The following is a 12,165-nucleotide window of genomic DNA, read 5'->3' on the forward strand; positions in this document are numbered from 1 at the left end:
CTATCTGCCCGTCCCCGCGTAGACCGTCGCCGACTCCTCGCCGCCGAGCCCGAATGCCTCATGCAACGCCACGACGGCCTTGTCTAGTTCGGTGTCGCGGCACAGCACCGAGATCCGGATCTCGGAGGTGGAGATCAGCTCGATGTTGACGCCGACGGCCGCAAGCGCCTCGCAGAAGGTCGCGGTCACGCCGGGATGGCTGCGCATGCCCGCCCCGATCAGCGACACCTTGCCGATGTGGTCGTCGTAGAGCAGCTGGGTGAACCCGATCTCGTCGCGCAGCGCGTCCAGCTTCTCCACCGCGGTGGGTCCGCTGTCGCGCGAGCAGGTGAACGTGATGTCGGTCTTGCCGTCCTCGACCTTGGACACGTTCTGCAGCACCATGTCGATGTTCACGTCGGCGTCGGCGACGGCCCGGAAAACCCTTGCCGCATAACCCGGTATGTCGGGCAGCCCGACGATGGTCACCTTGGCCTCGCTGCGGTCGTGCGCGACGCCGGTCAGGATGGGGTCTTCCATGGCTGTGTCCTTGATCGATCCGGTAACGAGGGTGCCCGGCTTGTCCGAATACGACGAGCGGACGTGCACCGGAATGCCGTAGCGGCGAGCGTATTCCACGCAGCGCAGCATCAGCACCTTGGCGCCGCAGGCCGCCAGCTCGAGCATCTCCTCGAACGTCACGCTGTCCAGCCTGCGGGCGTTGTGCACGATCCTCGGGTCCGCGCTGAAGATGCCGTCCACGTCGGTGTAGATCTCGCAGACGTCGGCGCCGAGCGCGGCGGCCAGGGCGACGGCAGTGGTGTCCGATCCGCCGCGGCCGAGCGTGGTGACGTCGCGGGTGTCCTGGCTGACCCCCTGGAACCCGGCGACCAACACGATGCGGCCTTCGTCGAGCGCGGTCCGCAGCCGTCCCGGCGTCACCTCGATGATCTTCGCGTTGCCGTGGGTGCCGGTGGTGATCACGCCGGCTTGCGAACCGGTGAACGACCGGGCCTGCGCGCCCATCGATTCGATCGCCATGGCCACCAACGCATTGGAGATGCGTTCACCGGCGGTCAGCAGCATGTCGAGCTCCCGTGGCGGCGGGGCCGGGCAGACCTGCTGGGCCAGGTCCAGCAGGTCGTCGGTGGTGTCGCCCATCGCAGAAACTACGACCACCACCTCATTACCCTGCTTTTTGGTCGCGACGATGCGCTCCGCGACGCGGCGGATCCGGTCGGCGTTCGCCACGGATGATCCGCCGTACTTCTGCACGACGAGCGCCACTGTTTCCCTTCCCCGCTGGCATTTAAGTCCACAACAGGATACGTGGGAGCGCATCCGGATTTTCCGACCGGATGCCTGTGCGCTCAGGGCTTTGCGTGTGCGCTCAAGGCGAGAATTTCGCGATTTTCCCGCCCTGGACGCACAGGCAAAGCCGTCACCGCACACTCGATGCCCGGGGGTCACCAGACAACTTTCGCGGAATTTTCCCTGACGGCGCCGATCACGGTAGAGTGCAGACCGTGCAGCGGGTGCTCCTCCTCGGACGCCGCGACGGGGTCTGACCAAGACCGGCTTCCCGTCGCGGGAGTTCGCGATGCGCCGGTCTGAGGTTCCTTCTCATCCCCGGAGCAACTACCGTGACCAATCCAGATTCGCCCGACGTCTATAAGTCGGCGCGCACCATCGCCAAACCCGCGGGCCCGCCGGGGCCCGGCCAGCCCGCGTGGAATCCCCAGCGCGGTTCGTCGATGCCGATCGGCCGGTATCGGCCCTTCGCCGAGGAAGTCGAGCCCCTCCGCGTGGCCGATCGCACCTGGCCAGACCGGGTCATCGCCCGCGCCCCGCTGTGGTGCGCCGTGGACCTGCGCGACGGCAACCAGGCGCTGATCGACCCGATGAGCCCGGCCCGCAAGCGCCGCATGTTCGACCTGCTGGTGCGGATGGGCTACAAGGAGATCGAGGTCGGGTTCCCGTCGGCCAGCCAGACCGACTTCGACTTCGTCCGCGAGATCATCGGCGACGGCGCCATTCCCGACGACGTCACGATCCAGGTGCTGACCCAGTGCCGGCCGGAGCTGATCGAGCGCACCTTCCAGGCATGTGAGGGCGCGCCACGAGCGATCGTCCACTTCTACAACTCGACGTCGATCCTGCAGCGCCGCGTGGTCTTCCGCGCCGACCGGGCCGCGGTCCAGGCCATCGCGACCGACGGCGCCCGCAAGTGCGTCGAGGAGGCCGCCAAGCACCCGGGCACGCAGTGGCGGTTCGAGTACTCACCGGAGTCCTACACGGGCACGGAACTGGAGTACGCCAAGCAGGTGTGCGACGCCGTCGGCGAAATCATCCAGCCGACACCGCAGAATCCGATCATCTTCAACCTGCCGGCCACCGTGGAGATGGCGACGCCCAACGTCTACGCCGACTCGATCGAGTGGATGAGCCGCAATCTGGCCAACCGGGAGTCGGTCATCCTGAGCCTGCATCCGCACAACGACCGCGGAACCGCCGTCGCCGCAGCCGAATTGGGCTACCAGGCGGGCGCCGACCGGATCGAGGGCTGCCTGTTCGGCAACGGGGAGCGCACCGGCAACGTGTGCCTGGTGACGCTGGGGCTGAACCTGTTCTCCCGCGGCGTGGACCCGCAGATCGACTTCTCGAACATCGACGAGATCCGCCGCACCGTGGAGTACTGCAACCAGCTGCCGGTGCCCGAGCGTCACCCCTACGGCGGGGACCTGGTCTACACCGCGTTCTCCGGCAGCCATCAGGACGCCATCAACAAGGGCCTGGACGAGATGAAGATTGCCGCAGATGAGGCCGCCGCCGACGTAGACGACATGCTCTGGCAGGTGCCGTATCTGCCGATCGACCCCAAGGACGTCGGGCGCACCTACGAGGCGGTGATCCGGGTCAACTCGCAGTCCGGCAAGGGCGGGGTGGCCTACATCATGAAGGCGGATCACGGCCTGGCGCTGCCGCGACGGCTGCAGATCGAGTTTTCTCAGGTGATCCAAAAGATCGCGGAGGGCACGGCTGGCGAGGGTGGCGAGGTCTCGCCGAAGGAGATGTGGGAGGCGTTCTCCGAGGAGTACCTGGCGCCGGTGCGACCGCTGGAGCGGATCAAGCAGCGCGTCGACGCCTCCGAGGAGGACAGCGGCACGACCACCATCGCCGCGACCGTCAAGATCGACGGCGTGGAGACGGAGATCAGCGGTGCCGGCAACGGCCCGCTCGCCGCTTTCGTCGACGCGCTGGGACACGTCGGGTTCGAGGTGGCCGTCCTGGATTACTCCGAGCACGCGATGAGCGCCGGCGACGACGCGCAGGCGGCGGCGTACGTCGAGGCTTCGGTTCACGGGCGCACGGTGTGGGGCGTCGGCATTGCGCCGTCGATCACCACCGCGTCGCTTCGGGCCGTGGTGTCAGCGGTGAACCGGGCGTCCCGCTAGTGCCGATCGCCAGCGCGGCGCTGGCGCCGGGCGCCGCGGGTCGGCACCATCGGGCCTAGGCGTCGAAGAACGCGCGCAGCAGTCGGTCGACGAGCCCCGCCGGGTCGTCATCGCTTGGCATCGTGAGCTTGCTGAAGGCGTAGCCGTTGAGCAGGCGGCTCAGTTCCTCCATTTGCCGCGGCTCTGGGGTGAAGCCCGCCGCCTCGAAGATGAGGGTGGCGGACTTCACCGCGGCGGCCTGCAGGTCTTTGAGGAAGGGCTGCAACGCCGGCCGGCGCGTGCCCTCCATGAACAGCTCGAACCGAGCCAGCGTGTAGCGGCGGGCCTGCTCGTCGGGATCGGAGAGCATCCGCGTCAGCAGCGCTTTGACGCCGTCGCGGGTGAGCGACCCGATCGCGCCCCGCAAGGCCTCGACGCGCTGCCAATGCAGATCGACGGTGCGCGCCGCGGTGGCTTCGAGCAAGGCCTGGCGCGTGCGGAGGTAGTTCGATGTGGTGCCCGCGGGCAGACCCGCCCGCTCGTCGACCCGGCGATGCGTCAGACCCCCGACGCCCGTATCGGCGAGGATGCAGATCGCGGCGTCGAGGATCTGCGCGCGGCGCTCTGGGTTCGGTGGCATCAGTCTTTGTAGCGCAGCCGCCAGAACATCGTCAGGAACGCCGGATACACCGCGATCAGCAACAGGTAGCTGAACCACGACGGAAACCACATGTAGATCGAAAGGTCCTTGGCCACGTAGGAGCAGTACACGTGTAGCGGGACGCTGCCGGCGATGTAAACGAGCGACGCCGTGAAGAACGCCCGATGCCGCTTGTTGGCGAACCGCACGCGCCGCCACACCAGGATGCCGGTGACGGCCGCGTACGACATCGGGATGAGCAGGATCCGGTCCGTCGCCAAGGTCATGGCGTATTTCAGCGTGAGGTCGTCCCCGAAGATCACCCGGTAGAGGTGGATGAGCACGCCGAGCGAAATGGTCAGCATGGCCGCCTGGCGGAAGAAGTAGCCGCGCCGGCGGTACGCGGCCCACCAAGAGCGCCTATGTACTACGTCTGTAGTGGTTGTCATGCCGCAAACTATACTACTACGGCTGTAGTGATGCAAGGGGTTGCTCAGAACAGCGCGAGCTGCGAGTGGGCCGTGGTGACGTCGGTGAATTCCTCCATGCTGGTGCCGCCCGCGACGGCTCCGACGCAGTGCATGAACTGCGCGTCGGACACCACCGGGACCCCCAGCTGTCGGGCGTGATAGCCCTTGCCCTGTTCGAGGGCGGCGTCGTTGCAGACCACCAGCGAGGTCTCCTCGTCCACGACGTCGCTGTAGGCCAGCCCGGCGTGCAAGATCCGCTCGACCAGTTCCTCGTGAGTGCGTGCCACCTCGGCGGCCAGCGCCACCCGCATGCCCTGGACCAGCGGCCTGCCGCGAACATACGGCCCCGGGTTGAGATAGGCGCACGGCATCCGCGACGCCAGCACCTTCAACGGGCGCAGCTCGTCGTGGGTCACCCGCCCGTTCGGCCACTGGCGCCGGGTCACCGGCCGCACCGGCAGCCAGACGTTGCGTTCGCGCGCCCGCTCGAGCGCCGACTCCAGCACGCCGGTCAGCACCAATGCGTCGTCGAAGGCGTCGTGCGGCCGCTCCTGGATCACGCCCCAATGCGCCGCGAGCGTCTCCAGCCGCAGATTGTCGACCCCGAGGTCCAGCCGCCGCGCCAGCTCGACCGTGCACATGACGTTGTCAACGGGAAGCTCGGCCTCGGCGAGCTCGGCCTCGGCGGCCAGGAACGCGTAGTCGAAGGCGACGTTGTGCGCGACCAGCGTGCGCCCGCGCAGCACCTCTCCGAGGTCACCGACGATGTCGCCGAATTGCGGCTGGTCCTCGAGCATGGCGGCGGTCAGGCCGTGCACATGGGTGGGGCCGGGGTCCACGCCGGGATTGAGCAGGCTGACCACGGATTGCTCGACCCGGCCGTTCGCGTCGAGGCCGAGCGCGGCGACGCTGATGATTCGCGCCTGACCCGGCCGAAAGCCCGAGGTCTCGACATCGATGACGGCCCAGCCCCCGCCCGGCTCGCCGGCCGGCCACCCCCAGGACACCCGGTTCATGAACTGAGGATGGCACGGCAGGCCGACATCGCCGGTTCGCTGCGAGTCGTGTCGTGCGTGAAACTTGATGAGGGCGACCCGCTGCGCCCGGCGCAAGCGCCGCGCTTGCGATCGCCCTAAATCCGACGAGGGCGACCCGCTGCGCCCGGCGCAAGCGCCGCGCTTGCGATCGCCCTAAACTGCGCGGGTGGTTACCGCCCGTGCACGCCTGGCCCTCGCCGCGGGAGCGAGCGCGCGGTGGGCGTCGCGGGTCACCGGGCGCGGGGCCGGGGCCATGATCGGCGGCCTGGTCGCGATGACGCTGGACCGCTCGGTGCTGCGCCAGCTCGGGGCCGGTCGGCGCACCGTCGTCGTCACCGGCACCAACGGCAAGTCGACCACCACGCGGATGGCGGCGGCCGCGCTCGGGACCCTGGGCCCGGTGGCCACCAACGCCGAGGGCGCCAACATGGATGCCGGCCTGGTGGCCGCGCTGGCCGCCGACCGGCGGGCCGGGCTGGCGGTGCTGGAAGTCGACGAGATGCACGTACCGCACGTCTCGGATGCGGTGGAACCCGGCGTCATCGTGCTGCTCAATCTCTCGCGTGACCAGCTGGACCGGGTCGGCGAGATCAACGTGATCGAACGCACGCTGCGGGCCGGCCTGGCGCGGCACCCGAACGCGGTCGTCGTCGCCAACTGCGACGACGTGCTGATGACCTCCGCCGCCTACGACAGCCCCAACGTGGTGTGGGTGGCCGCGGGCGGCGCGTGGGCGAACGACTCGGTCAGCTGTCCACGCAGCGGCGAGGTCATCGTCCGGGACCAGGGGCACTGGTACTCCACAGGTGCCGACTTCAAGCGGCCCAGCGCACAGTGGTGGTTCGACGACGAGACGCTGTATGGCCCCGACGGCCTGGCCCTGCCGATGCGGTTGGCGCTGCCGGGCGCGGTGAACCGGGGCAACGCCGCCCACGCCGTGGCCGCCGCGGTCGCCCTGGGCGCCGACGCGGTCGCCGCGGTTGCTGCTGTCTCCGAGGTCGACGAGGTCGCCGGGCGCTACCGGAGGGTCCGGATCGGCGAGCACGACGCGCGGATCCTGCTGGCCAAGAACCCGGCCGGTTGGCAGGAGGCGCTGTCGATGGTGGACAAGCACGCGGGCGGGGTGGTCATCGCGGTCAACGGGCAGGTGCCCGACGGTGAGGACCTGTCGTGGCTGTGGGATGTGCGCTTCGAGCACTTCGAGGAGACGGCCGTGGTGGCCGCCGGCGAACGCGGCACCGACCTGGCGGTGCGCCTGGGATACGCGGGGGTCGAACACACGCTGGTGCACGACACCGTGGCGGCCATCGCGTCGTGCCCACCCGGGCGGGTAGAGGTCGTCGCCAACTACACCGCGTTCCTTCAGCTGCAGCGGAGGCTGGCGCGTCATGGCTGACTCGGTGGTTCGGATCGGGCTGGTGTTGCCCGACGTCATGGGCACCTACGGCGACGGCGGCAACGCCGTGGTGCTGCGCCAACGGCTGATGCTGCGGGGCATCGCCGCCGAGATCGTCGAGATCACGCTGGCCGAGCCGGTGCCGGACTCGCTGGACGTCTACACGCTGGGCGGGGCGGAGGACTACGCGCAACGGCTGGCCACCAAGCACCTGCTTCAGTACTCGGGCCTGCAGCGCGCGGCCGCCCGGGACACACCCGTGCTGGCGATCTGTGCGGCCATCCAGATACTCGGCCACTGGTACGAGACGTCGTCGGGAGAACGGGTCGACGGCGTCGGCATGCTCGATGCGACCACGTCGCCACAGGACGCGCGCAGCATCGGTGAGCTGGTCAGCAGGCCGCTGCTGGCCGGCCTGACCCAGCCCCTCACCGGCTTCGAAAACCACCGGGGCGGCACCACCCTGGGGCCCGCGGCGTCGCCGCTGGGCGCGGTGCTCAAGGGCGGGGGCAACCGCGCCGGCGACGGGATTGACGGCGCGGTGCAGGGCAGCGTGGTCGCGACCTACATGCACGGGCCGTGCCTGGCCCGCAACCCGGAGCTGGCCGACCTGCTGCTCAGCAAAGTGGTGGGTGAGCTGCCGCCGCTGCAGCTGCCCGAGGTGGACCTGCTGCGCCGCGAGCGGCTGCACGCCTAAGCCATCTGCTCCGCGACACTTAAGCGGCTGCGACGACACGCCGGAGCGAGTCGCAGGGGTTGATATCTCGCGGCATCCCCGGCGCCGGGCCTCGCGGAACACCGCTAGCTGCGCTCCAAGAATCCTTCAAGGATCCGTCTAGGGCCATCGCCCAGCCTTTTCTCAACGCACCGACCGAGAAAAGGAACCCCATGAGCAACGCGAGAACCAGGGTCGCCCACGCGGCACGCATGATCGGGCTCGCGGCCGTGTTGAGCGCGGCCGCCGGCTCGATGGTTGCTTTCGCCGGTGCGGCCGACGCCGCGCCGGCCGCTCCCTCCCCGCGCCACGAGGGGATGCATGGCGACCCGGCCGCCGCCGCGCCCTTCTGGCGCTACCAGCAGCAGGACCTCGACTGCGGGGAGATGGCGGTTGCCGACGTGGTCGGCCAGATCACCGGCCACCAGCCCACCGAGGACGAGATCACCGGCGTAGCTGGAAACACCCCGAGCGTGAGCCGCCCCGGTCCCATCTACAAGCCCAGCGGCAAAACCAAAAACTCAGACCTGCCCGTACTGCTGGCGCACTACGGCATTCCGGCGGCCGTGGTCCACACCAACATCCGCTCCCTCGAGCAGGACCTGGACCAGGGGCACAAGGTGATCGTCGGGCTCAACGACAAGACCATCTGGAACGACCCCGGCGACCGCAGCCAGGAAAACCACTTCGTGGTCGTCATCGGCATCGACACCCAAGCCAATGTGGTGCACCTCAACGACAGCGGCATCACGGCCGGCCGCGACGAACAGGTTCCCATCGCCACCTTCGAAGCGGCGTGGAACACCAGCAACAACTTCGCCGTCGTGACCAAGTGATCAGCATCTGACTAGCGTCAGGGGTGGCGCCCCGTCAGACCATCGCCCGGCGGCCGGTGAGCGCGCGGCCCAGGGTCAGCTCGTCGGCGAACTCCAAGTCGCCGCCCATCGGCAGCCCCGACGCGATCCGCGTCACCGTCAGGCCGGGGATGTCGCGCAGCATCCGAACCAGGTAGGTGGCGGTCGCCTCCCCCTCGGTGTTGGGGTCGGTGGCGATGATCACCTCGGTGATGTCGACGTCGTCGACGCGCTCACCGATGCGGGTAAGCAGCTCGCGGATGCGCAGCTGGTCGGGACCCACCCCGGACAGCGGATCGAGCGCACCGCCCAGGACGTGGTAGCGGCCGCGGAATTCGCGGGTGCGCTCGACGGCCTGAATGTCCCTGGGCTCCTCGACGACGCACACCTGCGAGCCGTCCCGGCGGGAATCGGCGCAGATGCGGCAACGCTCGTCGTCGGAGACGTTGCCGCACACCGCGCAGAACCGCACGCCGTCGCGGACCTTCGCCAGCACCGCGGTCAGCCGGTCGATCTCCGGCGGTTCGACCGACAACAGGTGGAACGCGATGCGCTGCGCGCTCTTGGGCCCGATGCCCGGCAGTTTGCCGAGCTCGTCGATCAGATCCTGGACGGGTCCCTCAAACATGTCGGTATAACGTCTAGAGCCCCGGCAGGCGAGTGGGTGGCGCCGGCGGTTTGGGCTGCGGGGCGCCCATGCCACCGGCGAGCGCGCCCAGCCGCTCCTGCGCCATCTTGGTGACCTGCTGAGAGGCGTCGCCCATGGCGCCGACGATCAAGTCCTGCAGGGTCTCGATGTCCGCGGGGTCGACGACCTTGGGATCGATCTGCACGCCGACCACCTCGCCGCTGCCCTTGACGACGACCTTTACCAGGCCCCCACCGGCCTCACCGTGCACCTCGGCGTTGGCGAGCTGTTGCTGGGCTTCCAGCAGCTTTTGCTGCATCTGCTGCGCCTGGGCGAGCAGCGCCGACATATCGCCTCCGGGTTGCATGACAATCCCCTCGCATCTTGGTCTCGAGTTGGTTTCGCCTGTCGGTGTCCGGCGATTCGAAACACCCAGCGTAGACCGCGTGACGCTACCTTTGCGCCGTGGACCTACGAGTGAGCAGGCGTGTCGGAATCAGATTGGTGGTCGGTGCGCTGGTTGCCGCCTCGACGGCGATCATGCCGAGGGCGACCGCGGTCCCGTCCAACATCGCCGGCATGGTCGTCTTCATCGACCCCGGCCACAACGGCTCGAATGACGCCTCCATCAGCCGCCAGGTGCCCACCGGGCGCGGCGGCACGAAGGACTGCCAGGCCAGCGGGACGTCGACCAACACCGGATACGGGGAGCACACCTTCACCTGGGACACCGCGCTGCGGGTCCGTGCCGAGCTCAATGCCCTGGGCGTCCGGACCGCCATGTCGCGCGCCAACGACACCGGCCTGGGACCGTGCGTCGATGAGCGGGCCAACATGGCCAATGCGTTGCGCCCCAACGCGATCCTGAGCATCCACGCCGACGGCGGCCCGCCGTCCGGGCGGGGCTTTCATGTCAACTACTCGGCCCCACCGCTGAACCAGGCGCAGGCCGGGCCCTCTGTGCAGTACGCCAGAATCATGCGCGACCAGTTGCAGGCCTCGGGCATTCCGCCCGCCAACTACATCGGCCAGGACGGTTTGTACGGACGATCGGACCTCACCGGCCTGAACCTGGCGCAGTATCCGTCGGTCCTCGTCGAGTGCGGCAACATGAAGAATCCCGTGGATTCGGCGCTGACGGAGTCGGCAGATGGCAGGCAGAAATACGCCGACGCGCTGGTCCGCGGCGTCGCGGGCTTCCTGGCCACCCAGGGCCAGGCGCGCTAGCTTTCCAGTTCCTTCTTCAGATTCGTCAGCACCTCCGATTGAATCCTCTTCAGCCCCAAGGGGGCAAAGGTTTTCTCGAAGAAGCCCTTGACGCCGCCCGCGCCGGTCCAGGTGGTCTTCACCGTGACGCTGGACCCCGGTCCGGCAGGAGCCACCGTCCAGTTGATGACCATGGACGAGTTCGCATCCTTCTCGATGACGGTGTGGCCGGCCACGTCGACGTTCACCTGCACGTCGCGCACCCGTGATTTGGTGGCCTGCAGCTTCCACTTGGCGACGGTGCCCGCACCCTGGCCGCCCTGCAGCACCTCATACTCGCTGTACTGCGCGGACAGGATCTTCGGGCGCATCTTCTGGTAGTCCGCGACCGCGGCAAGGGTGGCCTCGGGCTCGACGTTGATCAAGATCGTGCTGGCTGCGCTCACCTGGCCCATCGAGGTCCGACCCCTCTTTCGATGTCGATGTGATGCCGCCGCGCGCGGGTGCACCGGCTGTTTCCGAAGACTAGGGTATATCTGGTGCCTATCCCTGGATCTGCACTTTCGGCTCACGCAGCGGGCGTTGACCGGTTGATGGCGAGTTATCGATCCATCCCCGTAACGTCCGCCGTCCGGCTCGCGAAGCCCACCTCAAACCTATTCCGCTCCCGCACCAAACGCGATGCGCGCGGCCTGGACACCTCCGGCCTGACCGGCGTTCTCTCCGTCGATCCCGAAACCCGCACCGCCGACGTGGCCGGCATGTGCACCTACGAGGACCTGGTGGCCGCCACCCTGCCGTGCGGCCTTTCGCCATTGGTGGTTCCGCAGCTGAAGACCATCACCCTCGGCGGCGCGGTCAGCGGCCTGGGCATCGAATCGGCGTCATTTCGCAACGGCCTGCCGCACGAGTCGGTGCTGGAGATGGATATCCTCACCGGCGCGGGCGAGTTGCTCACCGCGTCCCGCGCCCAGCACGCCGACCTGTTCCGCGCCTTTCCCAATTCCTATGGGACACTTGGATATTCGACGAGACTTCGGATCGAACTGGAGCCCGTCGCGCCGTTTGTGGCGCTGCGGCACGTCCGATTCCGCTCGCTGCCCGAACTGGTCGCGGCGATGGAACGCATCATCGATACCGGCGGGCAGGGCGGCACCCCGGTGGACTATCTGGACGGCGTGGTATTCAGCCCCGACGAAAGCTACCTGTGCGTGGGCCGGCGGACCACCACCCCGGGTCCGGTCAGCGACTACACCGGGAAAAACATTTACTACCAATCGATTCAGCACGACTCGGTTGGGGTGGAAGCCACCAAGGACGACCGGTTGACGATCCACGACTACCTGTGGCGCTGGGACACCGACTGGTTTTGGTGCTCACGCGCGTTCGGCGTGCAGAACCCACGGGTGCGACGGTGGTGGCCGCGCCGCTACCGGCGCAGCAGCGTCTACTCGAAGCTCATCGCCCTGGACCAGCGCCTCGGCATCGCCGACCGGATCGACAAGCGGAATGGCCGTCCGGCGCGCGAGCGGGTGGTGCAGGACATCGAGGTGCCGGTCGAACGGACCTGCGGATTCTTGGAATGGTTCCTGGACAACGTGCCCATCACGCCGATCTGGTTGTGCCCGCTGCGGCTGCGCGATCAGGACCGCTGGCCGCTGTACCCGATGCGGCCGGATCACACCTACGTCAATATCGGGTTCTGGTCCTCGGTACCGGCCGGCGCAGCCGACGGTGTGACGAACCGCACGATCGAGGCGAAGGTGAGCGAGCTCGACGGGCACAAGTCGCTGTACTCCGACTCCT

The 12,165-nt window shown here is 68.3% G+C and carries 13 protein-coding genes; 6 read left to right on the plus strand and 7 right to left on the minus strand.

The genetic code is table 11. The annotated features are described in order from the left end of the window. Positions 1-1,266, minus strand: coding sequence for an aspartate kinase (locus tag JWP83_RS22060; protein WP_297734774.1), 1,266 nt, complete (start codon positions 1,264-1,266; stop codon positions 1-3). Between the two features lie 356 nt (positions 1,267-1,622). Here JWP83_RS22060 and leuA point away from each other — a divergent pair, with 356 nt between their 5' ends. Then, positions 1,623-3,434: a 2-isopropylmalate synthase gene (gene leuA, locus JWP83_RS22065; RefSeq protein WP_297734777.1), complete on the plus strand. Its 1,812-nt coding sequence runs from the start codon at positions 1,623-1,625 to the stop codon at positions 3,432-3,434. Positions 3,435-3,489: 55 nt separating this feature from the next. On the opposite strand, the gene JWP83_RS22070 is transcribed toward leuA, so the two are convergent. The 3 genes from JWP83_RS22070 to JWP83_RS22080 are packed head-to-tail and all read right to left on the minus strand — an operon-like array spanning position 3,490 to position 5,539. Then, positions 3,490-4,053 carry a TetR/AcrR family transcriptional regulator gene (locus tag JWP83_RS22070; RefSeq protein ID WP_297734780.1) on the minus strand — a complete coding sequence of 188 codons (564 nt, stop codon included), beginning with the start codon at positions 4,051-4,053 and terminating at the stop codon, positions 3,490-3,492. Then, positions 4,053-4,502: a hypothetical protein gene (locus JWP83_RS22075; protein WP_297734783.1), complete on the minus strand. Its 450-nt coding sequence runs from the start codon at positions 4,500-4,502 to the stop codon at positions 4,053-4,055. Before JWP83_RS22075 ends, JWP83_RS22070 begins: the two co-directional genes overlap by 1 nt. A gap of 44 nt (positions 4,503-4,546) precedes the next feature. Next, positions 4,547-5,539: a DEDDh family exonuclease gene (locus JWP83_RS22080; RefSeq protein WP_297734785.1), complete on the minus strand. Its 993-nt coding sequence runs from the start codon at positions 5,537-5,539 to the stop codon at positions 4,547-4,549. Positions 5,540-5,726: 187 nt separating this feature from the next. Here JWP83_RS22080 and JWP83_RS22085 point away from each other — a divergent pair, with 187 nt between their 5' ends. The 3 genes from JWP83_RS22085 to JWP83_RS22095 all read left to right on the plus strand — a co-directional run bounded on the left by JWP83_RS22085 (position 5,727) and on the right by JWP83_RS22095 (position 8,507). Beyond that, a complete protein-coding gene (locus tag JWP83_RS22085; protein WP_297734788.1) occupies positions 5,727-6,956 on the plus strand; it encodes a Mur ligase family protein in 1,230 nt (409 codons plus the stop codon). A gap of 4 nt (positions 6,957-6,960) precedes the next feature. Then, entirely contained in the window at positions 6,961-7,653 is a 693-nt protein-coding gene (locus JWP83_RS22090; protein ID WP_297734813.1) for a type 1 glutamine amidotransferase, read from the plus strand. Positions 7,654-7,844: 191 nt separating this feature from the next. Further along, positions 7,845-8,507 (plus strand): C39 family peptidase, encoded by a 663-nt coding sequence (locus JWP83_RS22095; RefSeq protein ID WP_297734791.1) that lies wholly within the window; start codon positions 7,845-7,847, stop codon positions 8,505-8,507. 34 nt (positions 8,508-8,541) lie between these two features. Here the strand turns inward: JWP83_RS22095 and recR are convergent, their stop codons facing one another. Next, positions 8,542-9,153 carry a recombination mediator RecR gene (gene recR / locus JWP83_RS22100; protein WP_297734797.1) on the minus strand — a complete coding sequence of 204 codons (612 nt, stop codon included), beginning with the start codon at positions 9,151-9,153 and terminating at the stop codon, positions 8,542-8,544. Positions 9,154-9,166: 13 nt separating this feature from the next. Beyond that, a complete protein-coding gene (locus JWP83_RS22105) occupies positions 9,167-9,520 on the minus strand; it encodes a YbaB/EbfC family nucleoid-associated protein (RefSeq protein ID WP_297734800.1) in 354 nt (117 codons plus the stop codon). A 98-nt stretch (positions 9,521-9,618) separates the two neighbouring features. On the opposite strand from JWP83_RS22105, the gene JWP83_RS22110 reads away from it, so the two are divergent. Next, positions 9,619-10,380 carry an Rv3717 family N-acetylmuramoyl-L-alanine amidase gene (locus JWP83_RS22110; protein ID WP_297734803.1) on the plus strand — a complete coding sequence of 254 codons (762 nt, stop codon included), beginning with the start codon at positions 9,619-9,621 and terminating at the stop codon, positions 10,378-10,380. Here JWP83_RS22110 and JWP83_RS22115 read toward each other — a convergent pair. Then, positions 10,377-10,814, minus strand: a complete 438-nt coding sequence (locus JWP83_RS22115; RefSeq protein ID WP_297734808.1) for an SRPBCC family protein — start codon at positions 10,812-10,814, stop codon at positions 10,377-10,379. The genes JWP83_RS22110 and JWP83_RS22115 overlap by 4 nt on opposite strands. Before the next feature lie 81 nt (positions 10,815-10,895). Here JWP83_RS22115 and JWP83_RS22120 point away from each other — a divergent pair. Beyond that, on the plus strand, positions 10,896-12,165 hold a 1,270-nt coding region (locus JWP83_RS22120), incomplete at its 3' end, for an FAD-binding oxidoreductase (protein ID WP_297734816.1).

The organism is Mycobacterium sp., from assembly GCF_025965855.1.
Taxonomy (GTDB): domain Bacteria; phylum Actinomycetota; class Actinomycetes; order Mycobacteriales; family Mycobacteriaceae; genus Mycobacterium.

What these genes read in the sequence shown, in the direction of transcription:
- JWP83_RS22070 (WP_297734780.1), bottom strand. Translation starts at nt 4,053, where the DNA reads ATGCCACCGAACCCAGAGCGCCGCGCGCAGATCCTCGACGCCGCGATC.
- JWP83_RS22075 (WP_297734783.1), bottom strand. Translation starts at nt 4,502, where the DNA reads ATGACAACCACTACAGACGTAGTACATAGGCGCTCTTGGTGGGCCGCG.
- JWP83_RS22080 (WP_297734785.1), bottom strand. Translation starts at nt 5,539, where the DNA reads ATGAACCGGGTGTCCTGGGGGTGGCCGGCCGGCGAGCCGGGCGGGGGC.
- JWP83_RS22095 (WP_297734791.1), top strand. Translation starts at nt 7,845, where the DNA reads ATGAGCAACGCGAGAACCAGGGTCGCCCACGCGGCACGCATGATCGGG.
- recR (WP_297734797.1), bottom strand. Translation starts at nt 9,153, where the DNA reads ATGTTTGAGGGACCCGTCCAGGATCTGATCGACGAGCTCGGCAAACTG.
- JWP83_RS22105 (WP_297734800.1), bottom strand. Translation starts at nt 9,520, where the DNA reads ATGCAACCCGGAGGCGATATGTCGGCGCTGCTCGCCCAGGCGCAGCAG.
- JWP83_RS22115 (WP_297734808.1), bottom strand. Translation starts at nt 10,814, where the DNA reads ATGGGCCAGGTGAGCGCAGCCAGCACGATCTTGATCAACGTCGAGCCC.